This window comes from Lysobacter sp. A286, from assembly GCF_054052105.1.
The window spans coordinates 927,821-948,184 of sequence record NZ_JBSVRJ010000001.1; the positions used below are offsets into that span (position 1 = coordinate 927,821).

The 20,364-nt window shown below is 64.5% G+C and carries 15 protein-coding genes, 2 tRNA genes and 2 pseudogenes; 12 read left to right on the forward strand and 7 right to left on the reverse strand.

Going from position 1 to position 20,364, the window contains the following annotated elements; genetic code table 11:
* The first annotated feature begins 78 nt into the window (after positions 1-78).
* The 10 genes and pseudogenes from ACW7G0_RS04410 (at position 79) to ACW7G0_RS04455 (ending at position 11,092) form a co-directional block, all read left to right on the forward strand.
* On the forward strand, positions 79-2,715 hold the full coding sequence (locus tag ACW7G0_RS04410) for a TonB-dependent receptor (RefSeq protein ID WP_456987878.1): 2,637 nt from the start codon (positions 79-81) through the stop codon (positions 2,713-2,715).
* A 107-nt stretch (positions 2,716-2,822) separates the two neighbouring features.
* Positions 2,823-3,323 carry a CinA family protein gene (locus ACW7G0_RS04415; RefSeq protein ID WP_456987880.1) on the forward strand — a complete coding sequence of 167 codons (501 nt, stop codon included), beginning with the start codon at positions 2,823-2,825 and terminating at the stop codon, positions 3,321-3,323.
* A 77-nt stretch (positions 3,324-3,400) separates the two neighbouring features.
* Positions 3,401-4,069, forward strand: coding sequence for a transcriptional repressor LexA (gene lexA / locus ACW7G0_RS04420; protein ID WP_456987881.1), 669 nt, complete (start codon positions 3,401-3,403; stop codon positions 4,067-4,069).
* A 176-nt stretch (positions 4,070-4,245) separates the two neighbouring features.
* A pseudogene (gene recA / locus ACW7G0_RS04425) lies at positions 4,246-5,280 on the forward strand (recombinase RecA); the annotation flags it as partial.
* A 71-nt stretch (positions 5,281-5,351) separates the two neighbouring features.
* Positions 5,352-5,921, forward strand: a complete 570-nt coding sequence (locus tag ACW7G0_RS04430) for a regulatory protein RecX (protein ID WP_456987882.1) — start codon at positions 5,352-5,354, stop codon at positions 5,919-5,921.
* Positions 5,922-6,111: 190 nt separating this feature from the next.
* Entirely contained in the window at positions 6,112-8,781 is a 2,670-nt protein-coding gene (gene alaS, locus ACW7G0_RS04435) for an alanine--tRNA ligase (protein WP_456987883.1), read from the forward strand.
* A gap of 126 nt (positions 8,782-8,907) precedes the next feature.
* A complete protein-coding gene (csrA, locus tag ACW7G0_RS04440; protein WP_456987884.1) occupies positions 8,908-9,132 on the forward strand; it encodes a carbon storage regulator CsrA in 225 nt (74 codons plus the stop codon).
* A gap of 63 nt (positions 9,133-9,195) precedes the next feature.
* Positions 9,196-9,287, forward strand: a tRNA-Ser gene (locus tag ACW7G0_RS04445).
* Positions 9,288-9,352: 65 nt separating this feature from the next.
* Positions 9,353-9,429 (forward strand) — tRNA-Arg (locus ACW7G0_RS04450).
* A 268-nt stretch (positions 9,430-9,697) separates the two neighbouring features.
* Complete coding sequence (locus ACW7G0_RS04455; RefSeq protein WP_456987885.1) at positions 9,698-11,092, forward strand: TIGR03013 family XrtA/PEP-CTERM system glycosyltransferase; 1,395 nt, start codon at positions 9,698-9,700, stop codon at positions 11,090-11,092.
* 20 nt (positions 11,093-11,112) lie between these two features.
* Here the strand turns inward: ACW7G0_RS04455 and ACW7G0_RS04460 are convergent, their stop codons facing one another.
* A complete protein-coding gene (locus tag ACW7G0_RS04460; RefSeq protein ID WP_456987887.1) occupies positions 11,113-12,030 on the reverse strand; it encodes a glycosyltransferase family 2 protein in 918 nt (305 codons plus the stop codon).
* On the opposite strand from ACW7G0_RS04460, the gene ACW7G0_RS04465 reads away from it, so the two are divergent.
* Complete coding sequence (locus ACW7G0_RS04465) at positions 12,029-13,063, forward strand: polysaccharide deacetylase family protein (protein WP_456987888.1); 1,035 nt, start codon at positions 12,029-12,031, stop codon at positions 13,061-13,063. The genes ACW7G0_RS04460 and ACW7G0_RS04465 overlap by 2 nt on opposite strands.
* Positions 13,064-13,086: 23 nt before the next feature.
* Here ACW7G0_RS04465 and ACW7G0_RS04470 read toward each other — a convergent pair whose 3' ends face one another.
* The 5 genes from ACW7G0_RS04470 to ACW7G0_RS04490 form a co-directional block, all read right to left on the reverse strand.
* Positions 13,087-14,139, reverse strand: a complete 1,053-nt coding sequence (locus tag ACW7G0_RS04470; RefSeq protein WP_456987890.1) for a hypothetical protein — start codon at positions 14,137-14,139, stop codon at positions 13,087-13,089.
* Positions 14,136-15,122, reverse strand: coding sequence for an NAD(+) synthase (gene nadE, locus ACW7G0_RS04475; protein ID WP_456987892.1), 987 nt, complete (start codon positions 15,120-15,122; stop codon positions 14,136-14,138). The genes ACW7G0_RS04470 and nadE overlap by 4 nt, the downstream gene beginning before the upstream one ends.
* A complete protein-coding gene (locus ACW7G0_RS04480) occupies positions 15,119-16,633 on the reverse strand; it encodes a class I adenylate-forming enzyme family protein (RefSeq protein ID WP_456987894.1) in 1,515 nt (504 codons plus the stop codon). Before ACW7G0_RS04480 ends, nadE begins: the two co-directional genes overlap by 4 nt.
* A gap of 8 nt (positions 16,634-16,641) precedes the next feature.
* Positions 16,642-16,899, reverse strand: a complete 258-nt coding sequence (locus ACW7G0_RS04485; RefSeq protein ID WP_456987895.1) for an acyl carrier protein — start codon at positions 16,897-16,899, stop codon at positions 16,642-16,644.
* A gap of 232 nt (positions 16,900-17,131) precedes the next feature.
* Positions 17,132-17,884 carry an FkbM family methyltransferase gene (locus tag ACW7G0_RS04490; protein ID WP_456987897.1) on the reverse strand — a complete coding sequence of 251 codons (753 nt, stop codon included), beginning with the start codon at positions 17,882-17,884 and terminating at the stop codon, positions 17,132-17,134.
* Between the two features lie 313 nt (positions 17,885-18,197).
* Here ACW7G0_RS04490 and ACW7G0_RS04495 point away from each other — a divergent pair, with 313 nt between their 5' ends.
* Positions 18,198-19,340 carry a PQQ-dependent sugar dehydrogenase gene (locus ACW7G0_RS04495; protein ID WP_456987899.1) on the forward strand — a complete coding sequence of 381 codons (1,143 nt, stop codon included), beginning with the start codon at positions 18,198-18,200 and terminating at the stop codon, positions 19,338-19,340.
* 200 nt (positions 19,341-19,540) lie between these two features.
* Here ACW7G0_RS04495 and ACW7G0_RS04500 read toward each other — a convergent pair.
* Positions 19,541-20,323 (reverse strand): annotated as a pseudogene (locus ACW7G0_RS04500) (class I SAM-dependent methyltransferase); the annotation flags it as partial.
* Positions 20,324-20,364: the final 41 nt, after the last annotated feature.

Consider the following 20,364-nt stretch of genomic DNA (forward strand, 5'->3'; position numbering starts at 1 on the left):
GTGGTGACAAGTGGTCCGTACATTGCCGCCGCGGAGATGGCGCGCACTTGATTTGATCGCCGTTTGGGAGGGGACACCATGGGAACTGCAAAGCCTGCACGTACGTTGCTTGCCACATCGGTTTTGGTAGCGCTGGCCACATTGGCCAATGCGCCAGTGATGGCGCAGGAAGCACCAGCCGAACCGGATTCGGCCACGACGACGACCAACGACGAACGCGCCACTACGCTGGCCGGTATCACCGTCACCGCGCAGAAGCGCGAGGAAGCCCTGCAGGACGTGCCGATCGCGATCACCGTATTGCCCGAGCAGTTGCTGCAGGACACCGGGGTGCGTGACATCAAGGACCTGCAATTGCTGGTTCCCGGCTTGACCGTTACCAGTACCCAGAGCGCCGTGCAGACCACCGCGCGGATCCGCGGCATCGGCACGGTGGGTGACAACCCGGGGCTGGAGTCGTCGGTCGGGGTGGTGATCGACGGTGTGTACCGGCCGCGTAACGGTGTCGGTTTTGGCGACCTCGGCCAGATCGAGCGCATCGAGGTGTTGAAAGGCCCGCAAGGCAGCGTGTTCGGCAAGAACACCTCGGCCGGGGTGATCAACGTGATTACCCGCCGGCCCAGCTACACCACCGAGGTCGAGGGCGAGCTGACCTTCGGCAACTACAACGCGCTCGGCGCCGCCGCCTCGTTCAACTCGCCCATTGGTGATAACGCCGCGTTCAATATCTACGCCGCCAAGCGCAAGCGCGACGGGATCATGGACGTGCGCGCCGGGCCAGGCCCGCGCACCGAGACCGACGACTACGACCAGAACTTCCACTCGTTGCGCGGTCAGTTGCTGTTCGAGCCGAGCGACACCTTCGACATCAACTTCATCGCCGACTTCACCAGTCGCGAGGAAAACTGCTGCACCGGCGTCACCATCGCCCGCAATCCGACCCCGGGATTGCCGTACAACGCGCCCATGCAGGTGATCAACGCGCTGGCCGGTGGCGAAGGTGTCAGCCCGACCGTGGATCCGTTCGCGCGGATCGCCTACAGCAACCGCAGCACCGAGCAGGACATCAAGGACAAGGGCATCTCGGCCGAGGCCAATTGGGTGACGCCATGGGCCGGCGGCGCCGAGTTGACCTCGATTACCGCCTTTCGCAGCTGGGAGGCGATCAATGGGCTGGACTTCGACTTCAGCAGTGCCGACATCCTGTATCGCAAGGCCGACCCGGATGAGTCGTTCACCGGCTTCGAGACCTTCAGCCAGGAATTCCGCCTGACCGGTGCGACCGACAGTGTCGACTGGATGGTCGGGTTGTTCTATGCCAACGAGGACCTGGATCGCAACGACTCCTACCGGATCGGCGCGGCCTACGAGCCCTACTTGTCGACCCTGGTGGGCAGTCAGGTGCTGGGCGCGGTCGCTGCCGGCCTGGCGCCGATGGGGCTGACGGTGGACATGTCGAACCCGGCGTTGTTCATGTCGCAGGTCAGCGGCCAGCCATTCGGAACCAACTTCGCCGGTCTTGGCGCGCTGGACCTGTATGAGCAGGAGTCGCGTACGCTGGCGTTGTTCACCAACAACACCTGGCACGCCACCGACGCGTTGGACCTGACCCTGGGCTTGCGTTACACCCGCGAGGAGAAAGACCTTTCGTCGATTTACAGTAACCCCAATGGCTCTGTGGGTTGCGGCGCGGCCCTGACCAACCCGGGCGGGCGCGTAGGCGCTGCGATCGCCTCGCGCATAAACGGGTTCGCGAGTTTGCCACCGGCAACCCAGGCGGCGTTGCTGGGTGCCGTGGTCCCCGGCGCGGCGCCGCAGGTCGCCGGTTACATGTGCCTGCCTTGGGCCAACGCCCTGCACAACGGTCGGGTGACCGATCAGTCGCGTGATGAAAGCGAATGGTCCGGAACGGTGAAGGCCGCCTACCGCTGGAACGAGCAGGTGATGACCTATCTGTCGGCCGCGCGCGGTTACAAGGCCGGCGGTTTCAACCTGGACCGGGTGCAGTCGTCCAATGGCCTGTCCAGCGGCACCAACGGAATCACGCCGGTCGACGACACCTCGTTCCCGGGTGAGTTTGTCGATAGCTACGAGTTGGGTGCACGTACCACCTGGGCCGGCGGCGACCTGTTGCTCAACGCGACCTTGTTCCATCAAACCTACACCGACTTCCAGCTCAACAGCTTCCTGGGCACCAGCTTCGTGGTGCGGGCGATTCCGGAAGTCGTGTCGCAGGGCGTCGACGCCGAGATGATCTGGCAGACCGGCATTGACGGCCTGCTGCTGCAGGGCGGGTTGATGTATGCCGATACCCAGTACGGGAACCATCCGCTGCCGGATGCCGACCTGGCATTGCTGCCCGGCAGTCGTGCCAGCTTCGCGCCGCTGTGGTCGGGCACCGCATCAGTCACTTACGAACAGGATATTGGCACCAACCTGATCGGCCGTTTCAACATTGGCGCCAAGCACACGTCCGACTCCAACACCGGCTCCGATCTGGATCCGCAGAAGGTGCAGCGCGCCTACACGACCGCCAACATGCGCGTGGGCATCGGTGCCAGCGACCGCAGCTGGATGCTGGAGCTGTGGGCGGACAACCTGACCGATGAGGACTACATCCAGGTCGGCTTTGACGCCCCCTTGCAGGCGGACGCGTGGAACGCCTTTCTTGGGGCGCCGCGTACCTACGGCGTGACCTTTCGCGTACGTTACTGACAGGCGTGACTGACAGGCGTGGTTGATTGACCCGCAGGAGCGCCTGATCGCGCTCCTGCGGGTTTTTTGTTGCGTGGTGATGGCGTCCGCCCGCTATAGTCCGTCCCATGAGCAAAGACGCCTCCGACGCCGCCCTTCATCTCCTCGCCGGGAAAGTCGCCGCGGCGGCACGCCAGCATCACCATCGACTGGTGACCGCCGAGAGCTGTACCGGCGGCTGGATCGCCAAGACCCTGACCGATATCCCGGGTTCCTCGGAGTGGTTCGAGTGCGGCATTGCCGCCTATAGCTACGAGGCAAAGCAGGCGATGCTGGGAGTGCAGGCCAGCACCCTGGAGGAACATGGTGCGGTCAGTCGCGAAACCGCGATCGAGATGGTCTCCGGTGCCCTGGTGCATTCCGGAGGGAGTCTTGCCGTGGCGGTGACCGGCATCGCCGGCCCTGGCGGCGGGATCGAGGACAAACCAGTGGGAACGGTCTGGATTGCCTGGAAGCGGCGGGGCGGGTATCCGACCGCGCTGGTGTTCCATTTCGACGGAGACCGCGAGGCGGTGCGTCGACAGACCGTTGCGGCGGCGCTGCATGGGTTGCTCGACCTGGCCGCCTGACCCGTTGCACCGCCGTCATCGCCGGATACCGGGCAACGCTTGCATCGCCATGACCATCGTTAGTAGTATTACTGCTAATGAACGCACTCACTGAAACCCAGCAAGCCATCCTTGCCTTGATCGTCGATAGCATCGCCGAGGAAGGGGTGCCCCCGTCGCAGGTCGAAATCGCCCGGGCGATGGGTTTTGCCGGCGTACGGGCCGCGCAATACCATCTGGACGCTCTGGAGCAGGCAGGGGCGATAAGCCGGTTGCCTGGCAAGGCCCGCGGGATCCGGGTACTTGGCCCGGCCGTGTCCGAAGCCAGCGATGACGGCGGCAGTGGCGATGCCACGGGCATGCCGGTGCCGGCGGTAGAAGATGCGTTGCGGCTGCCGGTCCTGGGACGGGTCGCGGCAGGCACACCGATTGGTGCGGATATCGGGTCCGATGACTACGTACTGATGGATCGCAACATCTTCTTCCCGTCGCCGGACTACCTGCTCAAGGTCCAGGGTGACTCGATGCGCGACGAGGGGATTTTCGATGGCGACCTGATTGGCGTCCATCGCACCCCGGAGGCGCGCAATGGGCAAATCGTCGTTGCCCGCATCGACGATGAAATCACGGTCAAGCTGCTGAAGGTCGGCAAGGACCGGATCCGGCTGTTGCCACGCAATCCCGATTACCAGCCCATCGAGGTCCAGCCGGACCAGGACTTTGCCATTGAGGGGCTGTATTGCGGACTGGTGCGTCGTGGCAGATAAACCAACGCTGATTCCGAGTCGGGGCGCGGCACTTTCCGACCCGAAGACGGCGCCGGGGATGATAGGCCGGTACCGCGAACCAATCTTAGTGTCGTAGTCGTGGCTGTGTCGCAATCCGTGCGACCGGCCCCACGTAATCTGGATTCACTCAACTGATGGCAGCAAGGAAACCCACAATGGACGAGAACAAGAAGCGAGCTCTTTCCGCGGCACTGGGGCAGATCGAGAAACAGTTCGGCAAAGGCTCGGTCATGCGCATGGGCGACCGGGTGGTCGAAGCTGCCGAGGTGATCGGTACCGGCTCGTTGATGCTGGATATCGCGCTTGGCATCGGCGGCTTGCCCAAGGGCCGGGTGGTTGAGATCTACGGCCCGGAATCCTCCGGCAAGACCACCTTGACCCTGCAAGCGATTGCCGAGTGCCAGAAGGCCGGCGGCACGGCTGCGTTCATCGACGCCGAACACGCACTCGATCCGATCTATGCCGCCAAACTGGGTGTCAACGTCGACGACCTGCTGCTGTCGCAGCCCGACACGGGCGAGCAGGCGCTGGAAATCGCCGACATGCTGGTGCGGTCGGCGGCGGTCGATATCGTGGTGGTCGACTCGGTCGCCGCGCTGACTCCGCGCGCGGAGATCGAAGGAGAGATGGGCGCCCAGTTGCCGGGTTTGCAAGCCCGTCTGATGAGCCAGGCATTGCGCAAGCTGACCGGCAACATCAAGCGCTCGGGCACTCTGGTGATCTTCATCAACCAGTTGCGCATGAAGATCGGCCAGATGATGCCGGGCCAGAGCCCCGAGGTGACGACGGGCGGCAACGCGCTGAAGTTCTACGCATCGGTACGCCTGGACATCCGTCGCATCGGAGCGGTCAAGAAGGGCGATGAGATCATCGGCAACCAGACCAAGATCAAGGTGGTCAAGAACAAGCTGGCACCGCCGTTCAAGCAGGTATTCACGGAGATCCTGTACGGCGAAGGCATCTCGCGCGAGGGTGAGTTGATCGAGATGGGCCTGGAGGCAAAACTGGTCGACAGGGCGGGTGCCTGGTACAGCATGGGTGAGGAGCGTATCGGCCAGGGCAAGGAGAACGCCCGTCAATACCTCAAGGACAACCCGGCACTGGCCGAGGGCCTGGAGGCGGCGCTGCGCAAACTACTGGTGCCGGCGGAGGCCAACCCGGCGGTGGCGGCAGATGCCGAATCGGACGATCCAGTGGACGGTGTCGCGAGTCGCAAGCCGGTGAAATCCGGCAAGGCCGGTAAAGCGGAGAAAGCGGAGGCTTGATCGCCTCTCACGACGGAATCATGCAGGACGAAAGCTCCGACGACGGCCGCGATGGCGGACTGTTTGGAACAGGCACCGGCACCGGCTCGGCGGTGGGTCCGGGTCGGCGCCGCAAGCGCCCACCGGCCACCGTGACCGAGCGGGCGCTTGGGCTGTTGACGCGCCGCGAGCACTCGCGCAAGGAACTGATCGCGAAGTTGACCTCGCGCGGGCTGGATGCGGACGAAGTTCTCGTCGTCGTGGACAAGCTCACCGAGGCGGGCTGGCAAGATGACGGCCGCTTTGCGGAAAGTCTGGTCCGGGCTCGCGTCGGGGGAAGCTACGGGCCGATCCATATCCGCGCAGAACTGCGTACGCACGGGCTGGACAGCGATGCCATCCTCACGGCGATGGATACCTTTGAAGGTGACTGGACCGAAAATGCCCGTGACCTGGTCCGTCGTCGCTATGGCGATACGGTCCCGGAGGACCTGCCGCTGCGTCGCAAGGCAGCAGACATGTTGATGCGCCGCGGATTCCCCGGTGATGTGGTCAGGGCGGCGACTCGCTACGATCCAGACGATTAGCGTGGTGCTCCGACGGTGGGCGCTGGCTGGTGGTTCACCGTCGCAGGGCAAGCAGACCATGTTCGTGTCGAGGTTCGGCCCCTGATACGCTTGTCGGCTTCGCGCAGTTGTCTCTGCGTCCCGGAACCCCCATCTTGCGGGGACCGGCGCAGCGCCAGCGTGCCCAGCCCTTCGACAGCCGTGGCAAGTCATGAATAACGCTCCCCATCCCAGTACCAACGATATCCGTCGCGATTTCCTCGAATTCTTCCGCGAGCGCGGACATACCATCGTGCCCTCGGCGCCGCTGGTACCCGCCAACGATCCGACGTTGTTGTTCACCAACTCCGGGATGGTCCAGTTCAAGGACGTGTTCCTGGGAAGCGAGAAGCCCGGTTACGTGCGTGCGGCCGACGTCCAGCGTTGCCTGCGTGCCGGCGGCAAGCACAACGACCTGGACCAGGTCGGCTACACCGCGCGTCATCACACGTTTTTCGAGATGCTCGGCAACTGGTCGTTCGGCGATTACTTCAAGGAAGACGCGATCAAGTGGGCCTGGCAGCTGTTGACCGAAGTCTGGAAGCTGCCGCCCGAGCGGCTGCTTGCGACCATTTATCACACCGACGACGAGGCGTTCGAGATCTGGAACAAGCAGATCGGCCTGCCACCCGAGCGAATCATCCGGATCGGCGACAACATGGGTGCGCCGTTCGCCTCCGACAATTTCTGGCAGATGGCCGATACCGGTCCGTGCGGCCCCTGCACCGAGATCTTCTACGACCACGGCCCGGCGCACTTTGGTGGCCCGCCGGGTTCGCCCGACGAAGATGGCGACCGCTTTATTGAAATATGGAACCTGGTGTTCATGCAGTTCGACCGCCAGCCCGACGGCAGTCTCGCCCCGCTGCCGGCGCCCTGTGTCGACACCGGCATGGGCCTGGAACGATTGGCCGCGATCCTGCAGGGCAAGCACGGCAACTATGAGATCGACCTGTTCCGGCACCTGATCGCCGCCGCTGGCCGATTGACCGGCATTACCGACCTGGACAACAAGTCATTGCGGGTGATTGCCGACCACATCCGGGCCTGCAGCTTCCTGATTGTCGATGGCGTGCTGCCATCCAACGAGGGCCGCGGCTACGTGCTGCGCCGGATCATCCGGCGTGCCTTGCGCCATGGCTGGATGCTTGGCCAGAAGCAGCCATTTTTCCACCGCATGCTCGCGCCGTTGATCGAGGTCATGGGCGACGCCTACCCGGAGCTGAGTCGGGACCGGGTGTTGATCGAGCAGTCGTTGCTGGCCGAGGAGGAGCGTTTCGCCGAGACGCTGGATTCGGGCATGCGCATATTCGATGAGGTTGCCGCGCGCTCCACGGACGTTATCCCAGGGGCCGATGCCTTCCGCCTGTATGACACCTACGGATTCCCGGTTGACCTGACCGCCGATATCGCGCGTGAACGCGGTTTGACGATCGAGATGGCGGGTTTTGATGCGGCCATGGCGCACCAGCGCGAAATGGCGCGTGCGGCGGGGAAATTCGGCAATGCCACCACGTTGCCGGCCGAGTTGGCGGCGCAACTGCCGGCCACCGAATTTCTTGGCTATGACCGTCTGGAGGAGCGCGATCTGGAAGTGCTCGCGCTGCTCAAGCAGGGTCGCCCAGTGGAATCGATCCAGGCTGGCGACGACGCCGTGGTTATCCTGGGTCGTACACCGTTCTACGCGGAAAGTGGTGGCCAGGTCGGCGATGCCGGCTCACTGGTCATCGGCGATGCCCGATTCCAGGTGCACGACACGCTGAAGTTTGCCGGTCAGTTCCACGGACACATCGGCACGCTTGCGGCCGGCACCCTGGTGCGCGGTGACAAGGTGGCCGGGTCGGTCGACCAGGTCCGTCGCGGCGCGACCGTGCTCAACCATTCCGCCACTCATCTGCTGCACTCCGCATTGCGCAACGTGTTGGGTACCCACGTGGTGCAGAAAGGCTCGTTGGTGGCGCCGGAACGGTTGCGCTTTGACTTCTCGCACTTCCAGCCGGTCACCAGCGACGAATTGGCCGATATCGAGCGGCGGGTCAATGCCGAGATCCGCGCCAACCATGAAGCGGAAATCCGGCAGATGGACATGCAGTCGGCATTGGATTTCGGTGCCATGGCGTTGTTCGGCGAAAAATACGGCGACCAGGTGCGCGTGCTGCGGATGGGTGATACCTCCACCGAGCTATGCGGCGGCACCCATGTCTCGCGTACCGGCGACATCGGTGTGTTCAAGATTGTTTCCGAGGGCGGCGTGTCATCCGGCGTGCGTCGGATCGAGGCGCTGACCGGGCAGGGCGCGCTGGACCACATCGCCGGTGAAGAGCAGCGCCTGGGTGAAGTCGCGCACCTGCTGGGTGGCAGTCCGGCCGACCTGACCGACAAGGTGCGGCATTTGCTGGAGCGGCAGAAAAAGCTCGAGCGCGAACTGGACGCGATCAAGGCCAAGGCTGCATCGGGTGCGACCGCCGACCTGGCGGGATCAGCAGTGGACGTAGCGGGGGTCAAGGTCCTTGCGGTGCGGCTGGAGGGCTTTGATGCCAAGGCCCTGCGCGATGCCCTGGACCGGCTGAAGAACCAGCTGGGTGATGCGGTGATCGTCCTGGCCGGTGCCAGGGGCGGCAAGGCGGCATTGGTGGCGGGCGTCAGCGGTAGCGCACTGGGCAAGGTCAAGGCGGGGGAACTGTTGGGGCATATTGCGGGTCAGATCAATGGCAAGGGCGGCGGACGGCCAGACATGGCGCAGGGCGGGGGCGAGGACAGCCCGTCATTGGCCGCGGCGCTTGCGGGTGTACCCGCATGGGTTGGTACGTGTTTGGGACTGAACGAATCCCTCGACCCATGACTTTCTTCGCTTGCGGACTTTGTCCGGTCAAGCAGATACTTTCCGTTTACTGAAACTGGAAGCGCCTGACGTATTGCGTGGGCGCAACCTACCGGGCACGATGCACCGGTACAAGGAGACTTACCCATGCTAATTCTGACCCGTCGCGTCGGTGAGACCCTGATGATCGGCGACTCGGTGACTGTCACCGTGCTCGGGGTGAAGGGCAACCAGGTGCGAGTCGGCATCACCGCGCCCAAGGATGTTGCAGTCCACCGCGAAGAGATCTACCAGCGCATCCAACGCGGCGAAGAGCCCGAGGTACGCGGTGGCGAAGCCGAGGTGGAACCGGGGAAAAGCGAGATCGAGTGACAAAAAGTTTGCCCCAGGTTGGGTGAGCCGTTATGCTTCCCGCCCGCACATCGTGTGTGTCGCGGAGAGTTGCCCGAGTGGCTGAAGGGGCTCCCCTGCTAAGGGAGTATGGGGGTTAAACTCCATCGAGGGTTCGAATCCCTCACTCTCCGCCAATTTGCAAAAGCAGCGCCGGAAAATTTGACGATATTGAGAATGATCGTCATAATTCTCCGACTGCGCGCCCGTAGCTCAGCTGGATAGAGCACCAGGCTACGAACTTGGGGGTCGGAGGTTCGAATCCTTCCGGGCGCACCATACAAGAGCACAAAAGGGCCGACGAGCAGCACTCGTCGGCCCTTTTTTTGTGTGCGACTTCCACGCGGACGGACGTTTCATTCCTGATGCACCGGCGCTTTTCCGCGTTGTCACGTCCGGATCGCGCGGTTTCCCCCGTTGTTTAGATCAGACCCACCGCAGCATTGGCCGCGGGCCTTGGGGAAGTGGTACGACGACAGGGGAACGCAATGCGCGCTTCGGCGGATCAGTGCGGGGACTTCACCGTTATCACCCGGGTGCCACTGCCATGAGTTTCTTGTCGGTCAGCCGCAAAAACCGGGTGTTGCTGTTGCTGTGGCTGCTGGAACTGATGGTCATCGTTGCGGCGGTCACGGTGGCGGCGTGGCTGCGGTTCGTCGACGACTACGAGGGACTCGTCACGTTCACCCAGACCGCGCCGGCGCGTCGGCTTCTGGTCGCGCTGATGGTCACCCTGGTAATGACCGCATTCGGGCTGTACCAGGTGCATGTGCGGCACAACCGGCAGGACTTCCTGCTTCGCCTGCTGCTGTCGTTCTCGTTCGGTGGTGTTGGATTGCTGGTGCTGTACTACCTGGTGCCGGTGACCTACATCGGTCGCGGCGTGTTGTTGCTGTCGCTGGTATTGGGGTTCATCGGTGTCATCGCCACGCGCTGGTTGTGGGAGCAGCTGTTCGATGCTGAAGCCTTCAAGCGACGCGTCCTCGTGCTGGGAGCCGGTAACAATGCCAACCTGGTGAATCGCCGATTGCGCCGGCGATCGGATCGCCGTTCGCTGGTGGTGGTTGGATTCGTGCCCGTGCCGGGACAGGCTATCGCGGTGCCGGAGGAACTGCTGGTGGACATGGGCGACAGCTTGGTCGAACTGGCGACCCGACTCAGCGCGTTCGAGATAGTGGTCGCGCCGGACGAGCGCCGTGGCGGCCTGCCGATGGAGGAGATGCTGGCCTGCGCCCAGCGGGGTATCGCCATGACCGACCTGTCGACGTTCTTCGAACGCGAGGCCGGGGTGGTCACCCTCAACGTCGCCGACCCGTCCTGGCTGGTGTTTTCCGGAGGCTTCGAGAACTCGATCGTTCGACGGTTGTGCAAGCGGTTCTTCGACCTCGTGGCGGCATCGACGCTGTTGCTGGTCGCGTGGCCTTTCATGCTGCTGGTGGCGGCGTGCATCCGTCTGGAGTCGAGCGGACCGATCCTGTATCGACAGATTCGCGTGGGGGAGCGGGGTCAGCACTTCGAACTGGTCAAATTCCGGAGCATGCGGGTTGACGCGGAAACCGATGGGGTGGCGCAGTGGGCAGCCAGTGATGACGACCGTGCTACCCGGGTAGGACGTTTTACCCGGCTCACGCGGCTGGACGAGTTGCCGCAACTTTTCAACGTGCTGCGGGGCCAAATGAGCTTTGTCGGTCCTCGTCCCGAACGGCCACAGTTCGTTGACCAGCTCAGCACGGAGATCCGTTACTACGCGGTCAGGCACTGCGTGAAGCCGGGACTGACCGGCTGGGCGCAACTGCGCTATCCCTATGGGGCGTCGGTGCGCGATGCCGAGGAAAAGCTCAAGTTCGACCTGTTCTACGTGAAGAACCACGGGGTGGTGTTCGACATGTTGATCCTGCTGCAGACGGTCGAGGTGGTGCTATTCCGGCGTGGTGCGCGTTGATCCCGTCGGGCCGTGCCGCGCTACCGCGAGAGCAGCCCGCGTGCGGCGCGCTTCAGCGCGAACGGCAGCAGGCCGAGCGCCTCCCGCCGAAGCGTGGGTTCGGATGTCGCCTGCCACGCGCTGGACGCCAGCCTCCAACCGTCGGCCCAGCGGGAATGGATGAGCATGCCGCGGGCGATGCGCAGGTTGACCGCGGCAAACGCGTGCCGGCGTTCGGTTTCGTCGACCTGTCCACGTGCGTCCTCGAATGCCTGTTCCATCACCCCCAGGTAATCATCGTAGGTATGGGGCAGCGCCGACAGCCCGTCATCATGGCCGCGCATCGCGCGCACCAGCACCTGGTCGACTACTCCGACCTGCCAGCGCCTGGCGACGCGCAAGTGGTACTCGATGTCCTCAGCGGTACGCAGCGACTCGTCGAACCCGCCGATGTCATCGAACACTTCGCGTCGCATCATCACCGATGCCGGAACCAGGGCCGGGTTGTGCAGGATCCAGCGCAGCACCCAACCATCCTCCCGGATTACGTCGCGTCGGCGGAACACGTCGATCTCGCGGTGCTGCTCGTCGACGCGGGCGACGTCGCACAGGACCATGCCGGCTTCCGGGTGCGATTCGAGCCAGGCGAGTTGCCGGGCGGTCTTGTCCGGCAGCCATTCATCATCACTGTCGAGCAGGGCGAAGTAGCGACCGCCGGCGATGGCCATGCCATGGTTGCGCGCCGCGGAAACCCCGGCATTGGCTTGCCAGACATGCTGCACGCGATCGCCGAAGCGCTCGCGCAACGCTGCTGTAGTTCCATCGGTGGAGCCGTCGTCCACCACCACGATTTCGTCGACGCGGCGCGTCTGCGCGAGCACCGACTCGATCGCCCGGCTCACCAGTTCGCGCCGGTTGAACGTCGGTATGATCGCCGAAACCTGGATTGAGTCAGTCATGCTGCCGGAACTCGCGAAAAGGCTTCTTTATGGGTGCGGTGCGCTGGGCCTGTACCACCGTGTCCGAAATGCGGACACGCTGACCGTCGCGATGTTCCACCGGGTGCTGGACCCGCGTGACCCGCGCTGGCAATCCTGCGACCCGGACTACACGATATCGACCGGACTGCTGGCGCACTCGCTGGCGTTCTTCAAGGGTCACTACAACGTGGTATCGCTGGGGCAGGTGCTGGCGGCGCGGCGCGGGCTGGAACCGCTGCCGTCGCGCGCGTTGTTGATCACCTTCGACGACGGCTGGGCCGACAACGCCGAGTTTGCCCTGCCGGAATTGCAGCGTGCCGGCGTGCCGGCGTTGCTGTTCGTGGTCGCGGACGTGATCGGGCGACGACAACCTTTCTTCCAGGAACAATTGGTGGGGGCATGGCGGCGCGGGAGGATCAAGGTGGCCGACCTGTCGGCGTCGCTGCCGACCCATGCACCCGCGACCGATACCTCCGCTGATCCGGAGGCAGGAGAGAGCTTGAAGGCGCTGCGCACGGTCATTGCGCAATTGGAAGCACTTGACCCGGTGCAGCGGGATGCGGTGCTGGCGCCGTTCGCGCAAGTGCTTGATGACGGCCTGCGCCAGATGGTGGACGTACAGGACCTGCAGCGGTTGGAACACGGTGGGGTCGCACTGGGCCTGCATGGAAAGACCCATGAGGCGTTGACCGAGCGATCTGACCTTGATTCGGAACTCGCTGGCGCCCGTACCGTGCTCGCGGCCCACTTGGGGTCCGAGCAGCCGGTGGGAGAGTCGATGTCGTTCCCGCATGGTGTGCACGACCCGGTGGTAGCACGACGAGTCCGCGAATCCGGTTACGAGTTGGCATTCACCAGCGTACCGGTGCTCAACCCTGCTCGGCCCGAACCTGGGTGGTTGCTTGGCCGCACCGGTTTCGAGAGTGGGGCCGTGGTCGATTCGCAGGGGCGTTTCCGGCCGGAACGGCTGGCGCTGTACCTGTTCCGCCGCGAGCGACGGCGGCTGGTCTGAGCCGCCGCGGCGGCGCAACGGATTCACTCGTCCTCGTCGGCGGCGGTCAGGAACAACGCCGGGTCGTTGCCACCTGGGTCAGGCCAGCTCCACTGGCCGAACACCGGGCGGCGGCCGCGTTCGACGAAGCGGCGCGAATGCCAGGCGTCGAGGTGCGAGTCCGGCGCGGCCAGTTCCACCGATACCGCGACATGCCCTGCGGCGCGTGCCGCGCGCAACAGCGCATCGAGATAGTGGCGACCGACACCCTCGGCAGCGTCGCGGGTCCAGAAGTCGCGGACATGCAGCGTGCCATCGATGCTTTGGGTCGCGAACCAGCCCGACAAAGATCCGTTTGGCTCACTCAGCAGCAGGTGGCGGGTCTTGCCCAGCGGACATTGATCGAAGCGCCAGCGTACGTGCCTGCCATCGCGGATCGCGAGCAGGCCGTGGCCATGCGGCGAGCCGGACCAGAGTGCATCCATGCGCGGGTCGGCGCGGTTGCTCCACTGGGCATGCAGGCGCGGGCCGCCGAGGCTGCGCAGGGTGTCGGCCAGGTGGACGGCGAGATCGATCGCGGCGCCGGCCACCCGGGCCAAAAACAGTGGCATCTTTCTGGCGAGGTAGCCGGCGTGGCGGAGCACCTTCGCATGCCGGACGATATCGGCCAGGTGGCGGTAGCCGACCCGCTTGAACACCGGTGCGGCCTTCCGATTGGGGAAGCCGTACAGCAGGTCAAGATCGCGCTTGCCGGCGGCGACCAGACCCTGCTGCAGGATCAGTGCCGGACCCAGCGAGCGATGTTCGGGCGTGACCGCGAGATCGACCAGCACGCCGGCCCGGATGTCGCGATTCCGCCACGACATCCGCCGCCGACCGGCCGAACACGCACCGATCGCGGTGCCGCTGGGTTCGTGCCGAAGCAACTGCAACAGCGGTGGGTCGCCGGACGATTGCAGGTAGAACCAGTCGTACTTGGCCGCCATCAGCGGTGCCTGCCCGAGGTTGTCACGCCAGATCGAGAGCACTGTGTCGCGATCACGCTCCACATCACCGGTCTGCGCCGTGTATAGCGGCACCTGCAACACGGCGTTCATGCGGACTCCAGCTCCCCGACTTCGGTTGCCAGTACCGGGGCGCGGTGCAGGTAGCGGGTGGTACGCCGCTTGTTGCGGATATCGTCGTAGACGGCGCGCGCGTGCGCTTCGCTGACCTGCAATGCCGACGCCAGCTCCGCCGCGGGTCGGTCGTGGTTGAGTGCCCACAACGCCAGGTCCATCTGCCGGTACGGCAGGCCGTAATAGAATTCATCCTGGCCTTGGCTGAGGCTGTAGGTGTCGGTCGTGGGCTGGGCAGTGCATAGCCGTTCGGGAAGGTCGAGGTGACGCGCCATCGCGTAGACCTGGGTCTTGTACAGGTGGGCGATCGGCTTGACGTCGGCCGAGCCGTCGCCGTTCTTGACGAAGAATCCCTGGTCGTACTCGACCCGGTTGGGTGTGCCGACCACGGCATAGTTGAGGCGGTCGGCATGGAAGTATTCGAGGGTCTTGCGGATGCGTTGCTTGAAGTTGGTCGCGGCGACGATGGTGAGGTATTCGGACAGGCCGAGGTCGCGCTCGTGGCGGCGTCCGTCGGGAGCCTCGGCGATCAGGCGGAACCGGTTGATCCGGCCCTCGGTGCCTCCGTCGATCACGATCTTCATTTTCCAGTCGTCGCCGTAATCGGGCAGCACGCTGCGCACCGCCGCATCGCGCGCGCGGTAGCAGCCGATCGCCGCCAGGGTCGGAGCGATGTCGATGGTCTCGCTGCGCACGCCAAGGTGTGCGGCGAGTATCCGCGCGCGCTCGGCGCTGTCGTCCGACGAATCCTGTTCCGGCAGGATCAGGGTGAATACCCGGTCGGGGCCGAGCGCCCGCACCGCCAGCGCGGCGCTGACCGAACTGTCGATTCCGCCGGAGATTGCCACCACCAGTCCGCGTCGATGCAGCTCGCGCGCGGTGATGTCGCGCAGGCGCGCGGCGATCCCGTCGGCTTCCTGTTCGAGGTCGATGTCCAGTACGGTCCAGTCCAGTGGGCTCATGGGATTACCTGTTGCTCGGTGAGTTGGATGCGCCGAACCTTGCCCGATGCGGTGTGGGGCAGGGCGGTCACGAATTCGACGTGCTTGGGGATCTTGTAGGGCGCCAGGCGCGCGCGGCAGTGCGCCTTGACCCGTTCGACGCCGCGCTCGGGCAGGGTCTCGGTGACGATGAAGGCCTTGATGACCTGGCCGAGGACCTCGTCGTCGATGCCAACCACCGCGACCTCGATCACGCCCTCCATCTCGGCGATCGCCTGCTCGATGTCGTCGGGATGCACGCGATGGGCGCCGGTCTTGATCATGTCGCTGCGGCGGCCGGCGAGGAACAGGAATCCGTCGTCGTCGAGGTGACCGATGTCGCCGGTGCGCAGCCAGCCATCGCGCATCACTGCTGCGGTCGCGGCCGGGTTGTTCCAATAGCCTTGCATGACGTTCGGGCCGTGTACCCAGACCTCCCCGGCCTCGCCGGTGGCGGCATTACTGCCGTCCTCGCTGAGTATCTTCAGCGAGACTCCATCGATGGGGACGCCGACCGAGCCGGGCTTCTGGTCCAGCCGTTCCGGCGGCAGCCAGGTCAGGCGCGAGGTGGCCTCGGTCTGGCCGTACATCACGAACAGCCGCGGATGCGGCAACGCCGCGCGCAGCCGGTTCGCCAAGGTGGTCGTCATCGCGCCGCCGGCCTGGGTGAGATAGCGCAGTGACGACAGGTCGTACTCATGCAGCGCGACGTGATCCAGCAGCAGTGCGAAGGTGGACGGCACGCCGGAGAAGCCGGTGACCCGCTCGCGGGCGATATCGTCCACCACCAGGTGCGGGAACAGCAGGTTCGGTGCCAGCACCACCCGTGCACCGCTGATCAGATGGGTATGCAGGACCGAGGCGCCGTAGGCGTAATAGAACGGGAGCACGCTGAGCACGCTGTCGTCCTGGCCCAGGCCGAGATAGGCGATTACCGATTGCGCGTTGGCCAGCAGGTTGGCGTGGCTGAGCATCACGCCCTTGGGCGCACCGGTGGTGCCGGAGGTGTAGAGGATGAGGGCCACTGCGTCGGGCCCGGTGTTGCCATCGCTCGCGCATTCGCATGTCGTTTCGGCAGGCGCGATCCGGAACTCGGCGTCCCCCTCGCCCAGGGAAAAGGCCAGTGGCCGTGCCGAGATCGCGTCCAGTGCCTGCAAGGCATCGGCATGGTCGCGCTCGTGGACCACGAATCGCGCGCCGCAATGATCCAGCCAAGGCACCAGATCGCGCACCCGTGCCTGCACGTTCAATGCGACCACCACGCCGCCGGCGAGCCACACGCCGTACCAGGCCACCACCGCCTCGATCCGGTTGGGCAGCACAATCGCGACGCGGTCGCCATGCACGAGTCCGTGACCTCGCAAAAGGGCCGCAAACGCTTTGGCCTGCGACCACAGTTCGCCGTAAGTGGCCTGCCGTTCGCGATCGACGATCGCGGTCCGCCCCGGCGTCGCGTCCGCCACCGCCGCCACTCGTGAAGTCAACGAGTCCACGGCGGCTTTCACCCCGCGAGCTTGCGGGTGACGAACTGGTTGACCGAGTCGATCGAATCGAAGTGCGCCGGGATCATCTCGTCCGGCGACACCGAGATCTGATAGTTCTCTTCCAGGAACAGGATCAACTCGTGGATGCCGGTCGAATCCACGATCCCGCCGCGAATGAGCGAGTCCTGGTCCCCCAAGGCGCTCTCGTCCTCGGAAAACAGGAAGTTCTGGAGCACGAATTGCTTGATCCTGCGTTGCTGTTCCATGTCGGACATTTCCCCTTGGCCGGATTTCCACGACGTGTCATGCGACGCCCGTGGTGCTCGCACTGGTGGTTAACGTTCTGGACGAACGTCACCGGCCAACCGCCAACCGGTTCACCAGTACCATCGGGTCCCTCGCGGACCGCCACGACGCGGAGCCGATCGTCAAGATCACCGCCCCACATCACCGCGACCGACGTGGTAGGGATGGGTTTCTACTTCGATGATGTGACCAGCTTGGTTCTCACAGGCAAGCGTGCACGTCATACCAGCCAATTAGCCGATTCCGATCTCTCGCGTGCTTCCATTTCTTTAGTAACGCGGCTGCGGTGCACCAGTTACCGTCGCTTGCCCACGGCGCCGGTCCACTGCTGTGCATGAGTTGGAACCATCGCCCCGACCGGCGTACCCGCGACGGCTCATCGAATCCCAGCCATCGCATCAATTTCCACCTGATTCGAGCTTCCAGGCTGCTTTCGTTGTCCAACTCCAGGAAGCTGCATTGACCGATCAACTTGAATCGCGAATAACCCAGCGATGCCACGTGCGCGACGAGTTCCTCAAGATCGTCGTCGGCTTCGAACGACAGGAATTGCGGGCGGTTACCTCGATCGAGTGCCAGGATGCAGTATCGATCGGCGCCTTCGATGTCGACCTTGACGTGGTGGGGCACGCCGTACTGTTGAACAAGTTCGGCGAATGTGACCATCGGCACTGTGCAGGCTCTGGATGGATTCCGATGGGCGATTTTGTTCTCGAATATTGTGCTGGCGCCCAGATCGTCACCGCACAGGACCAAGTCGATTTCGCCGGACCCGCCTGCAAGCGCACGGTTGACCAGCGTCAACCGCGCCGTTGAGATGTCCTGCTGGAATAGTTGCCTGGCTTGGTCGACCAGCGCGGGATTTGCCTCGACGGCAATCACACGAAAACCTTCTTCCAGGAAGTACCTGGAGTCGGAACCGTCGTACATGCCGATGTCGAATGCAAGCTTCATCACTAGTCTCTAGACGTCGATTGGAGGTTTTCCGGAAAAGCTCATATCTGGATGTGGCAACTCGCGCGAGATTGCCCCTACGTTAGTGACGCTTCTCTTGCCAACGGTGCGACGACCTGGAAACGGTCATTCGTCACGGACGTCATCGTGGGTGTCGTCCGGCCTGCGCGATGGCCAGTTTGCGTTGTACTGGTCAACCGCCCTGCTCGGAGTACCTATGTACCGTTGGTTGTTGATCACGTGGTTGGTATTTGTTGTCGCAAGCTGTGGAGACGCAGTTCCGGGCGGATCGCCGGTTGTATCGCCGCGCTGGGTGGGAGACTCGCCACCGGTTAGCCATGCCTCACGGCAAGGTGCCCTTGCCGTCACCGAACTGGTCGTCGGGCTGGAACACCCGTGGGCGCTGGCGTTTCTTCCCGATGGCAGCATGCTGGTCACCGAACGGCCGGGTCGGCTGCGCCGGATAACCCCTGATGGACAGGTGTCGGCACCACTTGGCGGGCTGCCCGAAATCTTCGTCGACGGCCAAGGCGGACTGCTCGACGTGGCGCTGTCGCCGACGTTCGCCGACGACCGCCTGGTCTACGTGTCGTTCGCCGAGCCGAATTTCCGCGGCAACCTGGCCGGCACCGCGGTGGCGCGCGGCCGGTTGGAGGGCGGGAGCCTGCGGGACGTCGAGGTTGTCTATCGGCAGGAGCCCAAGCTGTCCGCCGGCACCCACCTGGGTTCGCGGCTGGTGTTCGATGGCGCCGGACACCTGTTCGTCACCCAGGGCGAGAACCGGGTGGCTGCCGCGGCCGCGCAGGAGCTCGACAAGCTGCAGGGGAAGCTGGTGCGGATCTGGCCGGACGGCAGCATCCCCGAGGACAACCCGTTCGTCGGGCGCGACGACGCCCGGCCGGAGATATGGTCCTACGGCCATCGCAACATGCAGGGTGCGGCGCTGCATCCCGGCTCCCACGAACTCTGGATCAGCGAGCACGGACCGATGGGCGGCGACGAACTCAACATCCCCGAGGCCGGCCACAACTACGGATGGCCGGTGATCACCCACGGCAGGGACTATGACGGCAAGCTGGTACCGGGGTCGGTAGGCACGTCGGCACCAGGCATGGAGGAGCCACACCATGTCTGGTCGGTGTCACCGGGCTTGAGCGGCATGGTGTTCTACACCGGCGACCGGTTCCCGCAATGGAAGGGCGACCTGTTCCTCGGCGCGCTTGCCACCAGCGAACTGATCCGGCTGGAACTGGACGGCGACGAGGTCGTGGGGCAGGAGCGTTTGCTGTCGGAGCGTGGCCAGCGCATCCGCGACGTGCGGCAGGGTCCCGACGGGGCCCTGTACCTGCTGGTGGACCATGCCAGCGAGGGCCAGCTGTTACGCCTGGCGCCGAGTGACGGGGCGGTGGCCGACTCGCCGGAACCTCCGGTGGAGGCGTCGGCGCCGACGGGTTGAATCAGGCGACCGCCATCGTGCCGTGATCCACGGTGGGTTGCCCCGATCGGGTTGGTGGTTACCGGACGGGCGATGAAGTCGATGCTGGTGATGCACAGCTGCTCCGCCGGGAAATGGGCGAAGCGCGGATGCACGCGGATGGCGGCCAGTTGCTCCAGCCGCTGCGGCCGTGCAATCGAGGTATCCAGCAGGATGTCGAACCCGGATTCGGCGGCAAGGTCGACGAACTCGTGGGCGCGCATCCGGTTCTGGTAGAGGAAGGCGTTGTTCCAGAATTGCCAGGCGCGATCCGAATACTGCAGGTAGTTCAGCTGACTGACGTTGCGGTCGACGTAGGCATAGTGGTCTCCACAGTTCACCGAGTGGAACATCAGTCCCGCCGGCGCGAGTATCCGCCGTGATTCCCGGTACATCGCGGCGATCACCTCGGCCGGCACGTGCTCGAGCACGCTGTTGGAGAACACCACGTCGACCTCGCCGTTGGTGAGGCCGGAGCAGGTCGCATCGGCTGGTGCGCGATAGCAGACAACGCCGCCGGTCGACAGACCCAGGGTGGCGCCTGAATCCAGTGATCTCCGTAGACGGGCGTGGCGGTCGCGGATCGTGGCGACGTCGGTGCCGGACGCGTCGGCGATGACGTCGAGGAAGCCTTCCAGTTCCGAAACACAACGATGCAACAGTTGCGGTTGCAGGTGGTGCGTCAGGTCGAAGGTGGTCACGCGCGCCGCGCCAGCCAGGTAGCAGGCAAGCGGAAAGGTCGGATACCAGCCGGTACCGATTTCCACCATTCGCGCACCATCGATCGTGATGCCGGCGGTACGCAGGTGGCCGACCATGATGGTCCAGTCGTCGACCTTGGTCGCCAGTTCTCGGCTGAAGTCGGTCAGGCCGCCAAACCTGCGCTGCAACTGGTAATGCAGGCCGGCGCCGGCCGGATGGATGCCGAGGAGTTTCTGGATGAGTCCCTTGATTCGCCAATGCATGTCGTTCTCCGCTGCGTTCCCGTGCCGCTGGGCGGCGTATC